Origin of the sequence: Micromonospora sp. WMMD998, from assembly GCF_029581235.1 — a bacterium.
Lineage (GTDB): Bacteria > Actinomycetota > Actinomycetes > Mycobacteriales > Micromonosporaceae > Micromonospora.
Map to the genome: position 1 here is coordinate 5,653,287 of NZ_CP120740.1, position 17,224 is coordinate 5,670,510.

At 68.5% G+C, this 17,224-nt stretch carries 15 protein-coding genes, 1 other RNA gene and 1 pseudogene; 4 read left to right on the top strand and 13 right to left on the bottom strand.

Annotated elements, in window-relative coordinates:
- Nucleotides 1–12: 12 nt before the first annotated feature.
- Entirely contained in the window at nucleotides 13–1,257 is a 1,245-nt protein-coding gene (locus O7619_RS25395; protein WP_282283840.1) for a DNA methyltransferase, read from the bottom strand.
- A complete protein-coding gene (locus O7619_RS25400; protein ID WP_282283841.1) occupies nucleotides 1,254–2,066 on the bottom strand; it encodes a hypothetical protein in 813 nt (270 codons plus the stop codon). Before O7619_RS25400 ends, O7619_RS25395 begins: the two co-directional genes overlap by 4 nt.
- A 115-nt stretch (nucleotides 2,067–2,181) precedes the next feature.
- On the opposite strand from O7619_RS25400, the pseudogene O7619_RS25405 reads away from it, so the two are divergent.
- Together O7619_RS25405 and O7619_RS25410 are read left to right on the top strand one after the other, a co-directional pair.
- Nucleotides 2,182–2,829 (top strand): annotated as a pseudogene (locus tag O7619_RS25405) (GntR family transcriptional regulator); the annotation flags it as partial.
- Between the two features lie 252 nt (nucleotides 2,830–3,081).
- Nucleotides 3,082–3,246 carry a hypothetical protein gene (locus O7619_RS25410; protein ID WP_282283843.1) on the top strand — a complete coding sequence of 55 codons (165 nt, stop codon included), beginning with the start codon at nucleotides 3,082–3,084 and terminating at the stop codon, nucleotides 3,244–3,246.
- A gap of 37 nt (nucleotides 3,247–3,283) precedes the next feature.
- Here the strand turns inward: O7619_RS25410 and O7619_RS25415 are convergent, their stop codons facing one another.
- From O7619_RS25415 to rnpB, 3 genes are all read right to left on the bottom strand, one after another.
- A complete protein-coding gene (locus tag O7619_RS25415) occupies nucleotides 3,284–6,130 on the bottom strand; it encodes a hypothetical protein (protein WP_282283844.1) in 2,847 nt (948 codons plus the stop codon).
- Nucleotides 6,131–6,569: 439 nt separating this feature from the next.
- Nucleotides 6,570–6,785, bottom strand: coding sequence for a hypothetical protein (locus O7619_RS25420; protein WP_282283845.1), 216 nt, complete (start codon nucleotides 6,783–6,785; stop codon nucleotides 6,570–6,572).
- Between the two features lie 353 nt (nucleotides 6,786–7,138).
- An RNA gene (rnpB, locus tag O7619_RS25425) (RNase P RNA component class A) lies at nucleotides 7,139–7,549 on the bottom strand.
- 189 nt (nucleotides 7,550–7,738) lie between these two features.
- Here rnpB and O7619_RS25430 point away from each other — a divergent pair.
- Entirely contained in the window at nucleotides 7,739–8,500 is a 762-nt protein-coding gene (locus O7619_RS25430) for a sulfite exporter TauE/SafE family protein (RefSeq protein WP_281587305.1), read from the top strand.
- 1 nt (nucleotide 8,501) lies between these two features.
- Here O7619_RS25430 and O7619_RS25435 read toward each other — a convergent pair whose 3' ends face one another.
- Nucleotides 8,502–9,725 (bottom strand): MFS transporter, encoded by a 1,224-nt coding sequence (locus O7619_RS25435; RefSeq protein ID WP_282283846.1) that lies wholly within the window; start codon nucleotides 9,723–9,725, stop codon nucleotides 8,502–8,504.
- A 56-nt stretch (nucleotides 9,726–9,781) separates the two neighbouring features.
- Between O7619_RS25435 and O7619_RS25440 the strand changes: the two genes are divergently transcribed.
- Nucleotides 9,782–10,255: a MarR family transcriptional regulator gene (locus O7619_RS25440; RefSeq protein ID WP_282283848.1), complete on the top strand. Its 474-nt coding sequence runs from the start codon at nucleotides 9,782–9,784 to the stop codon at nucleotides 10,253–10,255.
- 54 nt (nucleotides 10,256–10,309) lie between these two features.
- Here the strand turns inward: O7619_RS25440 and O7619_RS25445 are convergent, their stop codons facing one another.
- The 7 genes from O7619_RS25445 to O7619_RS25475 form a co-directional block, all read right to left on the bottom strand.
- Complete coding sequence (locus O7619_RS25445) at nucleotides 10,310–11,956, bottom strand: sodium:solute symporter (protein WP_282283850.1); 1,647 nt, start codon at nucleotides 11,954–11,956, stop codon at nucleotides 10,310–10,312.
- Complete coding sequence (locus O7619_RS25450) at nucleotides 11,956–12,201, bottom strand: DUF3311 domain-containing protein (protein ID WP_282283852.1); 246 nt, start codon at nucleotides 12,199–12,201, stop codon at nucleotides 11,956–11,958. The genes O7619_RS25445 and O7619_RS25450 overlap by 1 nt, the downstream gene beginning before the upstream one ends.
- A gap of 139 nt (nucleotides 12,202–12,340) precedes the next feature.
- Nucleotides 12,341–13,618 (bottom strand): bifunctional RNase H/acid phosphatase, encoded by a 1,278-nt coding sequence (locus O7619_RS25455; protein ID WP_282283854.1) that lies wholly within the window; start codon nucleotides 13,616–13,618, stop codon nucleotides 12,341–12,343.
- Nucleotides 13,619–13,623: 5 nt separating this feature from the next.
- Nucleotides 13,624–14,361 (bottom strand): C4-type zinc ribbon domain-containing protein, encoded by a 738-nt coding sequence (locus tag O7619_RS25460; protein WP_282283856.1) that lies wholly within the window; start codon nucleotides 14,359–14,361, stop codon nucleotides 13,624–13,626.
- Nucleotides 14,358–15,188 (bottom strand): Nif3-like dinuclear metal center hexameric protein, encoded by an 831-nt coding sequence (locus O7619_RS25465; protein ID WP_282288943.1) that lies wholly within the window; start codon nucleotides 15,186–15,188, stop codon nucleotides 14,358–14,360. Before O7619_RS25465 ends, O7619_RS25460 begins: the two co-directional genes overlap by 4 nt.
- 138 nt (nucleotides 15,189–15,326) lie before the next feature.
- On the bottom strand, nucleotides 15,327–15,908 hold the full coding sequence (locus O7619_RS25470) for a flavoprotein (protein WP_282283857.1): 582 nt from the start codon (nucleotides 15,906–15,908) through the stop codon (nucleotides 15,327–15,329).
- Nucleotides 15,909–15,924: 16 nt separating this feature from the next.
- The gene (locus O7619_RS25475; protein ID WP_282283859.1) at nucleotides 15,925–17,154 is read right to left on the bottom strand and encodes a helix-turn-helix domain-containing protein; all 1,230 of its coding nucleotides are present in this window, start codon (nucleotides 17,152–17,154) and stop codon (nucleotides 15,925–15,927) included.
- Nucleotides 17,155–17,224 lie beyond the last annotated feature (70 nt).

Here is a 17,224-nt window from a genome sequence, read left to right on the forward strand (position 1 = left end):
CCTGATCCGGACTCACGCAGTCTTCATGCCGGTCACGTCGTATTCGAACAACGCCTTGTTGGAGTTCCGCTTACGGATGGTCTCCACCCTGACATCCGAGTAGCCCAGTTCGCGCAGCATCACGGCATACCAGGTGTGCGCGGGCACCTCATGCTTGTAGAAGGTGGAGTTTCCGACGATGTAGGAAACGCTGCCGCCCGGCTTCAGATGCTTGGTGATGCTCTGGAAGTGGAGCCACATGTCGTGGTGATACTTGTGGACATAGGTGGCAAGCAGCGGGCCGTTCCTGCCTCCGTCTGCCGCGATGCGCTCGCGAACCACCCTCATCGCCTCGTCAACCGGCGTCTCGACCTCCGGTTTCCACGTGTTGAGCTTGCTCGTGGCGGTGCCCCACGTGCCGCCGATGGCACGCCAGTCAAGCTCGCCGGCGTCACTGGCCACGTCGAGGTGGCGGAGCCAGTACATGTACGGCCGAAGCTCACGGATATAGCTCATCCGATTGACGTACGGCGGTGAGGTCAAGACGAAATCGGCAGGTTTCAGGTCGTCCAGACCCGTCCGCGAATCGCCGTGTCGAACGACCGCCGTGCCGGCGAGATCAAACCGCGCGGATTCGATGATTGTCGCCATCTCCGTGGCATAGGTGCCGAGCGCCCGCTCGATGTCGTCCAACGCGAACAGCGTCTGCTCGGCCGAGGCTTCCTTGAAAGACATCGACTGATGGTTGAACGCCGCGTTGGAGCAGGAGATCAGCGAACGGCAGAGACCGATTTCCAGCAGGTCGCGGACCTGCCCGTCGAAACGGTCGATCTCGTGCCGGAGTGCCTTCAGCGCGTGGAGGGCACCCGGCGACCACCACTTCTCAATCTTGAACAGGCTCGGCTGCCAGAGGTCGTTGTCCCGGTCGTGGGCCCGCGCCGCGTCGAGCACACTCTTCGCCGCGTCAGCGACCGCGAGGAGCGTGCCCTCCCGGTAATTCGTCGTCTTGACCGTGCCGAGCCAGACCAGGAACGGGTTGATGTCCACCGACTGCCCCCGGTGGCCGAGCTCGGCAGCCGCGAGAGGCGTCGTACCGGTACCCGAGAAGGGGTCGGTGATGATGCTGCCGCTCGGCATGTGCGAGATGCGATCACGGACGAGACGCACCCCGTAGGCCGGCGTGAGGCGGAGCCAGCCGTGCCGCCCCTGACCCATGTTGGCGCGGAACGTCATATGCTCGTTGCGGCTGTGCGCCGCCCGCTCGATGATCGCCGTCATGTCGCCTCCAGGAGTCGCCGGAGAATGCTCTCCACGCCCGCGCGCAGCTCGGTGGTGTTCCGCTGGAAGAAGCCGGCCAGGTCGTAGCCGACAACGTCGCGCAGGAAGTCGAAGGTGCTGCGTAGGGGGTCGTTCGCGCCTACGGAGCCCAGGAGGACACTCCAGTTGCCCGTCAGGTACCGCGCGCGGACAACCATGTTGATCTGCGTACTCATAATCGCGAGGACGGGCAGATAGCCGTGGCCCAGCGCCTGCGCGGCGTTGGCGAGGTCGGCGTTCTGCCGCTTGGAGTCGGCACTCTTGTAGCCCTGCCGGACCTCGAAGACCGCACCCTTCAGGGGAACGGAAATACCAAGCGCGGCACGCTGCTGCTCAATCCAGTCGGCAACGCGACCACCTGCCGTCGCGTCGGGAATGTCTCCGACCTCGACGCGCCCATCGAGCGACAGGACCCGCATCTTCCTGGTCTCGTCCTCCGTCTCTGGAAGGATCTCGTACGACCACTTGACCTGATCCTCGGACAGTGCGAGCTCGTCCTTGAGCACTTGTCGGAACATGCGCTCGCAGCCGATGCCGAGCTGTCGATAGACCGACGTCATGCCGCCTGCGGCCTTGTGCGCGGCGAACATCAGCGGCGAGTCGAAGCCCATCCAGTGATACAGCGGGTCAGCGCCGTACAGGGCGGTGAAGCCGACAAGATCGACTTCCTCGCCACCTCCCATCTTGGGGAGGTAACCCGCCGAGGTGCGGAGTGGCGCGAGCAGGATCTCCCGGTACAGACCGTCCCGGTCCTCGGTGCTCCACGCCATGGGTTGGAAGCCTACGGCAACCCTCAGACGACCTCCGGGCACCCACGCCCCACGCACGGCGGCGCGGAAGCCCGCACGTCGACCACCGTCGAACGCCTTGCGGAAGCTGTAAGACGAGCGCCTGATCGTGGCCCGTCAGGGCAGCGGCACCTTCGTCCGCGCCAACACCGAACCCCCGGTAGGGCTACGGCCCCACATCGAGCGAGCGTTCGAGGCTACGAACGTCACGATCGACTTCGCCGGACGCTGTACAACGCGATTCAAGAGACCTTGGACAAGGTCCGCATCGGCCGGCTCACCCCGGAGTCCATCCGGGTACGCGTGCTGATCTCCGACATGACCGCCCCGACGGCGATCCCCTGCCGCGCCGAGGACCAGGCCGACGACCCCGGCATCCGCGCCCGAGCCCACCGGATCACCGACCGGTCCACCCACGCCGTCACCGACGCCGTATAGGAACTTGCCGACATCGGGCTGGCCAAGACCGCCACCATTGAGGTACGCGCGTCCACAACGCCGCACCCTTGTTCAAGCTATTCATCATCAATGAGCAGGAAGCCTTCTTCGGCTTCTATCCCGTCGTCGGGCACACCGTCTCCGTGAACGGCAAGCCGATGGCGATCTACGACGAGGCAAGGACGCGATCCTCTTCCCGTTCACGCCCAGCGACGAGGACACCAGCAATGACGCCCTCTACGTCGAGCAGGCCCGCGCCTGGTTCGACAGTCTGTGGGGCACCATCGCCCGCGAGTACGCGTCGTGACCGCCGCCAACCTGGCCAAGGTAATCGACCGCGCCCGACGGTTGGGCGCTGGCCCCACCGGTCGTATGCGGCCGGTCTCCGTTGCTGCCGCATGACCCCGGTGAGCTACTGGGAGCCCACCGTCAGGCTGCACTGGTCTTGCGTGACCGGTCTCCGTTGCGGCAGGACGTGGGCGAGGACGGCGCGGGCGATCTGCTGGTCGCTGCACCGATGGTACGCGACCGGTCTCCGTTGCGGCACGCTGGATCGACCATGACCCTCAGCAACGCGGGCACCGGTGACAAGCGGGAGCGCGAACACCACCTCACGGTCGACGTACCTCCCGGCACCTACCTGATCCGCACTGCCTACGTCGAGCCCGAGGATGGGACAGCACTGGTGCTGGTGCAACTGGCCGACCAGACGCTGGCAGCGTGAGCGCACGCGCAACAGGGATTCATCCGAGACGGCTCGCTCATCCCGCACCCGTCCGCTTCTGGCGAGGAATCCAGACCGACCTCGCGGCCTGGGCATCGGCCACGTGGATCTGTAATGGCCGTTCCACCGTCACCCGGACATAGCCCTGGAGTTCGTCCTCCCCCATCCTCTCGCCCGGACCCTTCCTCCCCCAGCGCCTAACAATCTCGACGGCCAAAGCTTCGTCAATTGTTTCCACCTCGCATTCGGGTGCCACGGATTCGCCGTCCAAGTTAACGCCCTCCTCGACTGTCAGGAGGCGGGCCATATCAGCAACGTACAGTCGGTCTTTGCTAATTTCGTGCCACTGGACTACCGGCAAGCCGAACAGCTCTCCAGAAACATATCGACCAAGGGGAGTGGCGTGGTTACGTGCCCAGTACCGCATCGATAATCCGAGGCTCCCAGCAAGCTGCCTATCCACCGGAGCGATAATGACAGAGGGATGGTAGCCTACATCCTGCAAAGATTCGATTGCCTGCCTTAAGCGCTCAACCGCTCGACCGCGTCCCCGGATTTTCGACGCATTCCTACACACTTCGAGCACAAGGGCGCCGACCTCGCTCCGAGCTAGCGAACCTCCCAGATCCTTGGCTAGGTGGTCCAGCCCCACCCAGTTTGACGGTGTGACAAAAAGTCCCTTGTGATGCAATTGGCAATAATACCCGAACTTACTGCCTGTCCAATTCTCGGCGACGAGTGAATTCACAGGGACGCGGCACAGATCCGCGAACCCGGGAAGCACCCTCTGGGCCGACCATGCCTCCAGCACATCGTTCTTGAAAGATTGAATCTTCTCGGGATCGAGTGAGCGCCTGACAAGGCGTTCGTGCTCGATCCGCACTTGGACAAGGCGGGCAGCATCCAAACCCTGGGAGGCTCTAGATGCGGCGGCCAGCCGCTGCTCCTGGACAAGCCCCGCCAATCCGATTATGGAGTCCCCCGCCAAATCGTCGATGAAGGATTTCGTTCGGTTGATCCGTTCCTCTGTCATCCAACCTGCAGGTGGAACAGCCCCTCCGCTGGGACTAATGAGGAGAATTAGAGCGAATGCATGCAGCAGAGGCCCTTGGTCGTCGATGAAGTGCGCTTCCCCGGACGGCAGCGAGGACAGGACCCAATCGGACAGCGGTCCCCGCCCTCCTTCCAGCGCCACCCCAACAGCAGGCACAACTCGTTCCAAATCATTGAAGGTACGCGCCATCCGCAATAAGACGTGCTGGAAACCTTCATCCAATGGGCTCTTAGCGCCCAAATGGAGACCCCAACCCAGTAGAGACATCCGGAGTGTCATCTGCAGGGCTGCGAGGTCCCGACGCAGCTGGGCAGTGGCAATTACCTCGGGCTCCTGCTCTTCTAGATACGACGCACTTTCGCGCGAATCGGCGTCGTCCAGGAAGGAAGTTGCCAACTCGACGTCTAGATCGATGCCCCAATTCGAGATGATACCCGAGAACTCTCTATCAATTTCATCGAATAGCTTGTCGTCCCGATTCTCCAACAGGCGTCTGAGCGACTCACCGATCGCTCGAAAGACTACCCTTCCTGATTCGGCGGCCCGCTCCTTGCCTTCGAGGCTTAGCTCAGGGTCCTCAAAGCGAGGGAAGATGCGGTAGTTGCACAGCTCGACCAGAAACCTGCATAGCGTTCCGTTGATTACCTCGTGCAGGTCGCGACCGGCATTGCGAGGGAAATGCAGGCTTGAGACAGCAAGGCTACAAGCCCCTCTAAGAATGTCCGGCGCGTCTACATCTATTGCCTCCACACCCACTCGATACACGATTCCGGCCAGCGCCCGCGCCTGTTCGCGAAGGCCCCTCTCGATTGCCGCATCCAAGAGCGCCCACACGTCACGTTGTAAGTCGTGCATAGGTGTCAACTGAAAGAAGTTGGCTCTATCCAAGAAGCGACCGCTCAGCCGTTGGCCATATTGCGCCCAAGCGTGAGGCCAAGCGAGCCAAAGATGGGTGTAGGAATCAACAACCTCCGCCATCCCTGCACTGGATTCTGATCTCAGGGCCTCGATGCCCTCCTCCTTGAGCTGGCCGAGGAGACGTCCGATTCCTCCGTTCTCGCTTCTGGGCGTCAACACGGCAATCGACTTCGACGGGATGATGGATTCTGTGCCCTGCGTCGCCAACAAGGGCCGCCCCGCTGCTACTTGGTCACCAATGCGGACAAGCAGTGAAACTGAGGACGCAGTCGCTTTTGCGAAAGACGCCAGCCGACCGAGGTGTATGTCATAAACCGTGCTCGCTTCCAATGCACGGAACTGAGGCGACCCCACACTGCGGAAGAATACGCCCCTGACGTCGAAACCGGCCTCAGCAGCTACCTTCTCCAGCCCACGAGAAGCCATTCGTTCAATCGCCTCCTGCCGGACAATGTCCCGCACAGTCAGGTCTACCTCATTTAGCCGCTGCCCACGCAGCCATGATGCATCGATGATCCTCATAGCTCGGTAAACGAGTAGCGGCAACGCGACGATCCCTGAAACGGCGATGGCTGCAGCAAAGTGCGCGGCGACGATTGGAGGGGTCGTGGACCGCCAGAAGAGGGCGACAGGAATAGCCGTAAGGCCAGCACCGCCCAACATCAAATATTGAGCTAGCCCCGAGCGCCTTGCGTACTCCCATATCGAGATTGCGGGTCGGGATCGAGTCAGCCCTTCAAAGGCAAACAGAACAACCGCGGTCACTAGGGCCAAGATGGAGCCCTCGACCTGCCAGAGTAAGCCCAACACGTTCCGAGAGTTGTTTCCGTCGCGAAACACCGTTAGCGGCGGCATTCCCCAACCGCCTATTAGCGTCTTCGACTCGAGCACAGCAAGCGCGATTGCTAACATCGGCATGATAAGAGGAAGAACGTGCGGCATTGCAAGTGCTTCCCACAGCCGGCGCAGATGTCGCCGATCGCGAAGTTTCAAACCAGCCTCACGCTGCGCCCGAAGAACTCCGGCGGTTGCAAGTCTGCGAAGCGAGTTCCGCCCATAAAAGCGACTACGGACTCGTGCCTTCCACAGCCGATCCGCTGGAACCTGTCGCACGTCGCCCATGCCACACCTCATCGAGTCCGGTACAGCAGGCTACATGCAGATGCGGCGATGCATGGGCCCGCTCGGACGTTAGCCACCGCTAAGGCGGGTGTTGCCGAATTGGCCTCTACTGGGCTAGATCAAGGCACCGCGCTGCGCGCGGTGCGGGGCGGGAAGCCGCCCCGGCCGCCTTCGGCGCCGGGGCTGTGAGCCACCGACAGCCGCCGGTACACCGCCCCACAGTCGGATCTCAGCTCAGCGCGAGTTCGCCCGGGAAGCGCTCATGAAGCGCGGCAACCAGACGGCGTAGGCAGTCCTCAAGGCTGTGGCCATCAACCCTGATCGCCGCACCAGGGAGCCGCTGACCCGAGACCACCACCGTCCACGGCTTGCGCTCCCGTTCGCCGTCAATCTTGACCATCGCGACCAGGCCCATCTCTCCCAGGTGCTCCAGCAGTTCCGGCACGCACTCGTCCCACCTCATCCATGAATGGGATCACCGACGCCGCTACGGAAGCCAGCGGGTCGGCCTGGTCGTGCGTCGGGGCTTCCGGCTGCCGCGCCAGTCCAACCCCGGGACTGGCTTGCCCCCGTGTCGCAGGGTCATGGCACAGCTCCACCGTTAGGACATGCCCGGCCCTCAGCGGCACCGCCAGCCCGACCGCAAAGGGCAAACTGAGCCAGCGCTCAGGGCGTCTCCAGGGCGTCAGGGCGTCGTCAGGGCGTCAAACGCCGGCCAATGTTGACCAACACCGACCATCGACGCCCGAACATAGAACCATCTCAGAGCCTTGATCAGGTCTCTGAGCTGGTGGGCGACGGACGAGTCGACCTGTACGCCGGATTTTGTGCCCGGCACGCCCGTAGGCGCGCCGGCGGCGGCCATCCATCTCGGCCTGCCGTCGCCGGCAGGCTCCAGCGGCCTACCCGCAGACATCGGGCGGGCAGCCCTCAAGCGTCTGCGCGGGTCGTCATCTTGCGGTGACGGCCCTTTCTTGGCCTTGCTCCGGGTGGGGTTTACCGAGCCACCCCGGTCACCCGGGGTGCTGGTGGGCTCTTACCCCACCGTTTCACCCTTACCGTCCCGTGTGGGGCCGGCGGTCTGTTTTCTGTGGCACTGTCCCGCGGGTCGCCCCGGGTTGCCGTTAGCAACCACCCTGCCCTGTGGAGTCCGGACGTTCCTCGGCGGCGGGCCGTGAGGCCCGTCGACGCGACCGCCCGGTCGACTCGTCCGTCGCGCCCTCATCCTAACGACGTGCCCACCGTCCCCATTTCCGCCCCGGCGGGCAGGGACCCAACGCCAGGTCGGCGAGGTGGCGGTATCGCCGACCGTCGGATACCGCCACCTCGCCGACCTGGCGAAGTAGGCCCCGAGCGAGGGCGGCACCGAGGCCATCGTCGTACTAGCCTCGGGGGATCATGGATCTCTCGGACGTCGCGTTGCTGCTGGTCGCCGGCGTGGCCGCGGGCACGGTGAACGCGGTCGCCGGCGGCGGCTCCCTGATCACGTTCCCGGCGTTGATCGCGACCGGCCTGCCGCCGGTGGCGGCCAACGTCTCGAACTCGGTTGCGGTCTTTCCGGGGTACGCGGCGAGCGTGGCGGGCAGCCGGGCGGATCTGCCGCGCGGGCGGGCGCTGTGGTCGCTGTTGCCGACCGCGGCGGTGGGCACGGTGCTCGGGTGCGTGCTGCTGCTGGCGACGCCGGCCCGCGCGTTCGAGCTGGTGGTGCCGTTCCTGGTGCTCGGCGCGACCGCCGTGCTGGCGTTCCAGGATCCACTGCGCCGGTTGGTCGGCCATCCGGCGCGGATGAGCCCGCGCCGTCGTACCGTCACCGTGCAGACCATGGTCCTGGTCGGCACGGTGTACGGCGGCTATTTCGGCGCGGCGCTCGGGGTGATGCTGGTGGCCGGGCTGGCTCTGGTGCTGGACGCGACGTTGGCCCGGGTCACGGCGGTGAAGAACCTGCTCTCGGCCGTGGTGGGGTTGACCACGCTCGTGGTGTTCGCCCTGTTCGGCCCGGTGCAGTGGGTGGCCGTCGCGGTGGTCGCGCCGGCCACCCTGATCGGTGGGTACGCGGGCGCCCGGCTGGCCCGCCGGCTGCCGGCGGTGGTGTTGAAGACGGTGATCGTGGTGTTCGGTACGACGATCGGCCTCTACCTGCTGTGGCGCGCGCTGACCTGAGTCAGTACGCCTCCCCCACCGGCTCCTCCGGGGCGTGCTCGGCGGCGCGGGCGGCCCGGTTCCAGATCAGCCGTTCGCCGTAGCCGGCCGCCATCAGGTGGCCGAAGGCGAGGTAGACGAGCACGCCCACGGCGAGCACTCCGAAGCCGACCCAGAACGGCAGCGCGAGGCCGTGTTCGGCAAGCTTGCCGGAGATGATCGGCGCGGGGGCGGCGGCGCCCCAGCGGACCAGGTTGAACGCGCCGGTGGCGACGCGGCGGTCGGCGGAGCCGAGGCCGAGCGCCAGGTCGGTGAGGTTGGCGTTGGCCAGGCCCATGAACAGGCCGGCGACGACCAGGACGACGAGCGACATGGCGGTGCCGGTGGAGGTGGCGAACAGGACCATGCAGAGCAGCAGGCCGAGGAGGGCCACGCCGACGGTCTGCACGGCGCCGATGCGGTGCGCGAGCCGGTGGCCGATCAGCAGGATGCCGGCGGCCAGGCCGAGGCCCCAGCCGGTGAACGCGAGGCCCAGCGGGATGACGTCGAGGTGCAGGAACAGCGGCGTGTAGCCGAGGACCACGAAGAAGACGAAGTTGTAGGCGGCGGTGACCACGCAGAGGGTGATGAACGCGGGTTTGCGGTAGGTGGCGAAGATCTGGCCGACCCGTACCGGTGCCTGCTTGTTCGTGGGTTCGCGGAGCTTGCGTGCGGCGACGGCGAGCGCGAGCACCATGAACACGCCGCAGACGAAGAACGGCAGCCGCCAGCTAACCTCGCCGAGCAGGCCACCGATCAGCGGGCCGACGGCGAAGCCGAGGCCGAGCGCGGTCTCGAAGAGGCCGACCACCCATTCCCGGTCGTTGGCGAGGTTGACGAGCACGACCATGGCGGTGGCGAAGAACATCGCGTTGCCGAGTCCCCAGACGCCGCGCAGCACCGAGAGTTGGACGATGTCGTTGCTGAACGAGGCGCCGATCGCGGCCAGGCCGACCACCGAGACGCCGGTGATGAGGACCGGTTTGAAGCCGAACTTCCCGCTGGCCAGGGTCGCCGGGATCATGCCGACGGCCATCACCGCGATGTACGCGGTGAAGAGCAGTTCGACCTGCCAGGCGGTGACGCCGATGGCCTCGCCGATGGCGGGCAGGATGGGGTCCACCACGGCGATGCCGGCGATGGCGAGGAACGCCACGAGCGTGGTGGCGTAGATGGCACTGCGGTTGGGCTCGGATCGCCGATCCACTCCGCGACCTCCCGGATAGCTGTATCATGCAGGTAGTTTCCTTGTATCATACAGCTATGAGTGATGACGTCGACGCTGGCGCGAAGGAGATCACACTCGGTCGGATCGAGACCGAGGTGGCGTTGTTGATGCGGCTGGGCGAGGCCACCCGGCGCGGCACCGGCTCCGTCGAGCACCGGCTGCTCGACCGCGCCGCGTACGTGATCCTGCGGCACCTCGACGACGCCGGCCCGCAGAACGTCTCCGCGCTCGCCGCCCGGCTGAACCTGGACGGCTCCACGGTCACCCGGCAGGTCTCCGCGCTCCAGCGGGACGGGCTGATCGCGCGTACCCCCGACCCGGTCGACGGGCGCGGCACGGTGATCTCCGCAACGCCGGCCGGGCTCCAGCGGATGGCGGCCGTGCAGGCCGCCCGCACCCGGCTCTACGGCGAGATGCTGGCGGCCTGGTCCGACGCCGACCGCGACACCCTCGCGGAGCTGCTGCACCGCCTGAACGAGGCGCTCGACGCCCGCAACCGACGCCGCTGAGGTGTTAAGCGGGGCCCCCGCCTATGCAGAAAGCGTTAAGCGGGGGCCCGCCTTCTACGCGACGGGTTCCGGCGCGGAGTCGGCGCGCTCGGCGGCGATCCGCGGGTCACCCTCGTCGGCGAAGTAGTCGTCCGGCGTGGTGCCGTCCGGGCCGTCCGCCACCTTCGCCGCCCGCAGCGCCAGCGTGCCGAGCGCGGCCACCACCAGGTTCACCAGCACCGCCACGATCCCCACGTAGATCGTCTTCTTGGTGTCGAAGCCGAAGTCGGAGAGCGGGAACGCCGAGCCGGCGAAGTGCTCCTTGCCGGTCGCCGGGTTGCCGACCTGGTAGAGCATCCACATGCCCATCCCCATGCCGGCCACCCAGCCGGCGATCAGCGCGTCCCGGTGGAACCAGCGGGTGTAGAGGCCCAGCGCCACCGCCGGCAACGTCTGGAGGATGATCACGCCGCCGATGAGCTGGAGGTCGATGGAGAACTGCGGATCGAGGAAGACGATGCACGCCACCGCGCCGACCTTCACCACCAGCGACGTGATCTTCGAGACGTTCGCCTCCTGCGCCGGGGTCGCGTCCCGCCTCAGGTACTCCTTGTAGATGTTGCGGGTGAACAGGTTCGCCGCCGCGATCGACATGATCGCCGCCGGCACCAGCGCGCCGATGCCGATGGCCGCGTACGCCACGCCCGCGAACCAGTCCGGGAACTGGTTGTCGAACAGCAACGGCACCACCGTGTTGCCGTCCACGCTGCCAGCCTTCGCGCCCGGCAGCGGCTTCACGTCCGCCGCGATCGCCATGTAGCCGAGCAGCGCGATCAACCCCAACAGCAGGCTGTACGCCGGCAGCGCCGACATGTTCCGCTTGATCACGTCGCGGTTACGGCTGGCGAGCACGCCGGTGATGCTGTGCGGATACAGGAACAGCGCCAGCGCCGAGCCGAACGCCAACGTCACGTACTGGATCTGGTTGTTGGCGTTGAGCAGGATCCCGTCGCCCGGCGCGGGTGTCGCCTGGAACTTCGCGTCGGCGGCGTCGAAGATGCTGCCCCAGCCGCCCAGCTTGTAGGGCAGGTAGACCACCGCCACCAGGATCACCACGTAGATCAGCGAGTCCTTGACGAACGCGATCAGCGCCGGCGCACGCAGCCCCGACTGGTAGGTGTAGGCCGCCAGGATCGCGAACGCGATGATGATCGGCAGGTGCCGGGCCACCGCGCTGTCGCCGGTGACGCCCATGGTCTTGAGCACCGCCTCGATGCCCACCAACTGCAACGCGATGTACGGCATGGTGGCGACGATCCCGGTGATCGCGACCAGCAGCGCCAGGACCGGTGAGCCGAACCGGTTGCGGACGAAGTCGGCCGGGGTGACGAAGCCGTGCCGGTGCGACACCGACCAGAGCCGGCACAGCACCAGGAACACCAGCGGGTAGATGACGATCGTGTACGGCACCGCGAAGAACCCGGCCGCGCCGGCCCCGAAGATCAGCGCCGGCACCGCCACGAACGTGTACGCGGTGTAGAGGTCACCGCCGACCAGGAACCAGGTGATCCAGCCGCCGAAGCTGCGCCCGCCCAGCCCCCACTCGTCGAGGTGGCCCATGTCCTGCGGGCGGCGCCACCGGGCAGCCACGAAGCCCATGGCGCTGACCAGCAGGAACAGCACGGAGAAGACGATGATCTCGGTGAGGTGGTCGCGCCACATCAGTGGTCACCCCGCTTCTTCTTCGTCATCTGGTAGACGAGCGTGGTGGTGCCGACGCCGAGCAGGATCCAGGCCAGTTGCAGCCAGTAGAAGCGCGGGAAGCCGAACAGCCGGGGCGAGTCGGCGTTGAACAGGGCCGGGATGAGCGGCACCACGATCGGGATGAGGAGCAACCAGTTCCAGGGACTCTTGTCCTTCGCCCGGGAACGCGCCGTGTCAGGCGCCTCCGGTTCCGGTGCGGCCATGGGACACCCTCCGGCAAGTCGTAGCCATGTGACGGCCGGAGGCTACGACCCTGTGACCGCGGTCACGTTCAAGACATCGATGTCGATGCGCCGAACGGTGGCCCGGATGCGCCGAACGGCCCACCACCCGGGCCGGTCGTCACAGGTCCGCGAGGTGGGAGGTGTCGTTGACCGAGCGGACCGCGACGCCGCCGTCCGGGTACAGGTCGAGCACCGAGACGCCCGCGGTGTCCAGGTAGAGCCGGTGCAGGAACGCGTCGCCGGCGGCGAGCGCGTCGCGCAGCACCAGCTTGATCGGCGAGACGTGCGAGACGACCACGACGATCTCCCCCGGGTACGCCGACCGCAGCCGGTCCACCGCCCGGCCGGTGCGTTCGGCGACCGCCGTGAACGACTCGCCCTCCGGCGGCGCGACCCGGGTGGACGCGAGCCAGGCGTCCAACTCGCCCGCCCAGCCCTCGCGTACCTCGGCGAAGGTGCGCCCCTCCCAGACACCGAAGTCGCACTCGACCAGGTCGTCGTCGGTGCGTACCGGCGGGTTGCCGACCCGCGCGGCGATCGCCTCCGCGGTCGCCGTACACCGGGACAGCGGCGAGCTGACCACGGCCGCGACGGACGGCGCCAGCTCGGCCACCCGGGCGGCGGTGGCCCGGGCCTGGGCCCGGCCCCGCTCGGTGAGCGGCACGTCGACCCGGCCGGAGTAGCGCTTCTGCCCGGTGCGCTCGGTCTCGCCGTGCCGCACCAGGATCAGCCGGGTGCCCTCCTCGGTCGGGCGGGGCTCCCAGGAGGCGGGGGTGGTCGCCGGGTCGGTGCCGGTGGCCTTCGCGACGGCCGCCTCCCGGCCGCTCGACGCGGCGGTCGGCGCGGTCCCGGCAGTCGGCGCGCCGCCAGCGGTCGCGCCCGGCGCGGTCCCGGCAGTCGGCGCGCCGCCAGCGGTTCCGGCGGTCGGCGGGCCACCAGCGGTCCCGGTCGGCGCGCCACCAGCGGTTCCGGTGCCGGCGCCGGCCGCGGCGGCGTCCATGGCGGCGTTGGCCAGGGCGTCGGCGTGCCGGTTGCGCTCCCGGGGGATCCAGGTGAAGCGGACCGCGGCGAACCGGCCGACCAGCGCGGCGGCCTGGGCGGCGAGCGGGCGCAGCCCGGGGTGCTTGATCTGCCACCGGCCGCACATCTGCTCGACCACCAGCTTGGAGTCCATCCGCGCCTCGACCTCGGCCGCGCCCAGCTCGGCGGCGGCCTCCAGCCCGGCGATCAGACCGCGGTATTCGGCCACGTTGTTGGTGGCCGTGCCGATCCCCGCCGAGCGTTCGGCGAGCACCTCGCCGGTCTGCGGGTCCCGGACCACCGCGCCGTAACCGGCCGGACCCGGGTTGCCCCGGGAACCGCCGTCGGCCTCGATCACGACCGCGCGCACCGCCACGGCGGCTACAGTCCCGACTCGTTGGTCCGGACCATGATCCGCCGGCACTCCTCGCAGCGGACCACGTCGTCCGGGTCCGCCTTGCGGATCCGGGCCAGGTCGGCACCGGAGAGCTCCAGCCGGCAGCCGCCGCAGCGACCGGCGGTGAGCAGCGCGGCGCCCAGCCCGGTGTCCTCGCGGATCTTGTCGTAGAGGGTGACCAGGTCCGCCGGCAGGTCACCGGCGAGCGGCTGGCGGGAGGTGCGCTTGAACTCCTCCTCCTTGGCGATCTCGGCGAGCGCGTCGTCGCGGCGCTGCTCGGCCGCCGCCCGGCGCTCCCGGGCCTCGGCGATCCGCCCCTCGATGCCGTCGAGGACGCCCTGCGCGGTCTCCCGCTGCTCCATCAGCTCCAGCTCGGCGTCCTCCAGGTCGCTCTGCCGGCGGTTGAGCGAGACCAGCTCGTGCTGGAGCGCCTCCAACTCCCGGGCCGGGCCGCTGCCCGAGGCGAGCCGGGCCTCGTCCTTGCTCTTGCGCGCCCGCACCTGGTCGACGTCCTTCTCCAGCCGGGCGATGTCCCGGTCCAGGTCGTCGACGGCCACCTGGGCGCGGACCCGCTCGTCCTCGAGCGCCGACAGCTCGCGCGCGAGCGCCTCCAGCTCGGCCCGTTCCGGCAGGCTCCGGCGGCGGTGCGCGAGCTGGGCCAGCGTGGTGTCGATGGCCTGCAGGTCGAGCAGGCGACGCTGCACCTTCGGGTCAGCCTTCACGGTCGGGGCTCCTTGTCGTCCGGTCGGGGCGCGGCGGCGTGCACGGTCCACGGGTCGGTGTCCAGGTCGGACACCACGGTCTCGACGCCCAGCTCGTCGGCCAGGTGGGCGGCCAGGTCGTCCAGCCACGGCCGTTCGGTCGCCCAGTGGGCGGCGTCCAGCAGGGCCGGGCCGCCGGCGGCGAGGTGCTCGCCGGCCGGGTGGTGGCGCAGGTCCGAGGTGAGGAACGCGTCCACCCCGGCGGCAGCCGCCTCGGCGAGGAAGCCGTCCCCCGAGCCGCCGCTGACGGCGAGGGTACGAACCATACGCCCGGGATCCCCCGCGGCGCGAACGCCCCAGGCGGTGACGGGGAGCACGGCGGCGGCCAGCCGGGTCAACTCGGCCAGGGTCATCGGGGTGGGCAGCTCACCGATCCGGCCGATGCCCCGGTCGGGGCCGTGGGCGGGCGAGCCCGGGCGGGGTGGGTGCAGCGGGCGCAGCCCGGTCAACCCGAACCGGGCGGCCAGCGCGTCGGACACGCCCGGGGCGGCCACGTCGGCGTTCGTGTGCGCCACGTACAGCGCGACGTCGGCCTTGATCAGCCGGTGCACGATCCGCCCCTTGAACGTGGTGGCGGCCACCGAGGAGACGCCGCGCAGCAGCAGCGGGTGGTGCGCGACGATCAGGTCGGCGCCGGCGGCGAGCGCCTCGTCCACCGTCTCCGGGACCACGTCGACGACGCAGGCGACCCGCCGCACCGGGCGGTGGGGCTCGCCCAGCACCAGACCGACCCGGTCCCATTCCTCGGCCCAGGCGGGCGGATAGCGGCGGTCCAGGGCGGCCACCACGTCGGCGACCGTGGGCGGCGATCCGGTTGTGCTCACGGCCGGCCAGCTTACCGGCGTCCGGTGGCGTACACGTCCACGGCGGTTAAGCGGGGGCCCCGGCACAACCGAATGCGTTAACAAGGGGCCCCGGCTTACACCTCAGGCGACCGGCGCGACGGGCGCGACCGGGTCGCGCAGGGCGTCCAGGCCGGCCGACCACGGGAAGGCGTCCAGGTGCCGCTCGCCGGTCCCGGGCGGATGCAGGCGGACGACGTCGTCGCCGAAGACCACCCGGACGCCCCACTCGGTGAGCCGGGCCAGGCTGGCCCGGAACGCCGGGTGCGTGGCCATCGCCACGTTCGTGAACGGGACGGCCGCGATCGGCACTCCGAGCCCCTGCGCCTCGACCAGCAGGCCGAGCGCGAGGGTGTCGGTGATGCCGGCCGCCCACTTGTTGACCGTGTTGACCGTCGCCGGGCAGACGAGCATGGCGTCCGCCGGGGGCAGCACGTCGAGGTCACCCGGGTTCTTGTAGTGCGTACGGACCGGGTTGCCGGTCTGCCGGGCCAACGCCGTACGGTCGACGAACTTCGCGCCGTCCGGCGTGGTGACCACGCAGACCATCCAGCCGTCCGACTGGGCGAGGTCGACCAGCCGGCCGACGTGACGGGCCAGCGGCGAACCGCAGGCGATGACGTAGAGCACCCCGCGGTGCCCGTCGCTGCTGCGCGGACCGCTCATCCGACCCGCTCCGCGCTCATACTCCGACTCCCATGTGCTCAGCCAACTCCGCAATCGGCGAAGGCGGCGCACCCCGTGTGCGACGCAGCACGTCCGACATCAGCTCGTGGGCGATGGGCCGGCAGCGGATCTCCGAGGGCGCGAGCCGGTCGCCCTGCAACAGCATCTCGCCGGCGCTGGCGACGTCGCCGATCTGGGCGTAGCCCCGGGCCAGGTCGAGCAGGTGGTGCGCGCGCCGCTCGGGCAGCAGCGCGTTGAACGCGTGCTCGTTGAGCTGCTGGTGCGTCTCCACCGCCCGACCGCCGTCACCCAGCTCGACCGCCGCGGCGGCGCGGTGCAGCTCCACGTTGGTCGGGCCGAACGACGTCCAGTAGTGGTTGTGGTCGCCGCCGAGCAGGACGGCCGCCTCGGCGGCGCCGCCGAGCAGGTCGTCCACGGTTGCCGAGTCACCGATCCGGGCGGCGGCCATCGCGCCCTGGAGCAGCAGGATGCCGTAGACCGAGAGGCGCTTGGGGTCGTCGGTGTGGTCGCCGCCGGACGCGAGCCGGTCGGCGATCCGCACGTTGAGTTCCAGCGCCGGGCGGGGGCGACCCATCGCGACCAGGGCGTTGCAGACCCGGGTGGTGGCGATGCCGGCGAGCAGGGGGTCGTCGGCCCGCTGGGCGACCGCCGTCGAGCGGTCGGCGGCCAGCCAGGCCAGGTGGCACTCGCCCAGCTTGCGCAGCACCGAGGAGGCGATCTGGTAGACCTGCGCGAGCAGGTGCGCGGCCTCGCGGCCCTGGTCGTCACCGCCGTACACGGCGTCCGCGGCCTGTGCGTCGCGCAGCAGCTTGGGCAGCGCCCGGGTCAGCATGCCGTAGCGGCCGTACTGGTAGGTGAGCCAGGCGTGGTTGACCGCCTTGCGCATGTCGGCGAGCGGCGGCGGGAAGGGCGCCGCGTCGAAGTAGGCGCTCATCGAGTCGTACCGCTCCAGGGCGGCGCGGATCTCCTCCACCTCGACCTGGTCGATGCAGTTGAGCGCGTCGGTGCGCCGCTCCGGGTCCTTGCCGTGCAGCAGTTGCACGTCGATCCGGAGGATGTCGGCGATCTCGTAGAGCACGGAGAACTTGTCCAGCCGGCGGACGCCGCGCTCCACCTTGTCCACCCAGCTCTTCGACTTGCCGAGCCGGTCGGCGAAGACCTGCTGGGACATCTTGCGGCGGCTCCGCCAGTAGGCCACCCGCCGGCCTACGGGTAGTTCGTCCATCCGTGCTTCCTCCCCCGGTCGGCGCCGGCCGCCGGCCTGATGTCCACCAGGTTTGCCCTGGTCGCACAGG

Excerpts from the sequence above, each read along its gene's own strand:
- O7619_RS25470 (WP_282283857.1), bottom strand. The coding sequence starts at position 15,908 with ATGAGCGGTCCGCGCAGCAGCGACGGGCACCGCGGGGTGCTCTACGTC.
- O7619_RS25475 (WP_282283859.1), bottom strand. The coding sequence starts at position 17,154 with ATGGACGAACTACCCGTAGGCCGGCGGGTGGCCTACTGGCGGAGCCGC.
- O7619_RS25395 (WP_282283840.1), bottom strand. The coding sequence starts at position 1,257 with ATGACGGCGATCATCGAGCGGGCGGCGCACAGCCGCAACGAGCATATG.
- O7619_RS25410 (WP_282283843.1), top strand. The coding sequence starts at position 3,082 with ATGACCCTCAGCAACGCGGGCACCGGTGACAAGCGGGAGCGCGAACAC.
- O7619_RS25450 (WP_282283852.1), bottom strand. The coding sequence starts at position 12,201 with ATGGCCGCACCGGAACCGGAGGCGCCTGACACGGCGCGTTCCCGGGCG.
- O7619_RS25400 (WP_282283841.1), bottom strand. The coding sequence starts at position 2,066 with ATGGCGTGGAGCACCGAGGACCGGGACGGTCTGTACCGGGAGATCCTG.
- O7619_RS25445 (WP_282283850.1), bottom strand. The coding sequence starts at position 11,956 with ATGTGGCGCGACCACCTCACCGAGATCATCGTCTTCTCCGTGCTGTTC.
- O7619_RS25440 (WP_282283848.1), top strand. The coding sequence starts at position 9,782 with ATGAGTGATGACGTCGACGCTGGCGCGAAGGAGATCACACTCGGTCGG.
- O7619_RS25430 (WP_281587305.1), top strand. The coding sequence starts at position 7,739 with ATGGATCTCTCGGACGTCGCGTTGCTGCTGGTCGCCGGCGTGGCCGCG.
- O7619_RS25415 (WP_282283844.1), bottom strand. The coding sequence starts at position 6,130 with ATGTTAGCAATCGCGCTTGCTGTGCTCGAGTCGAAGACGCTAATAGGC.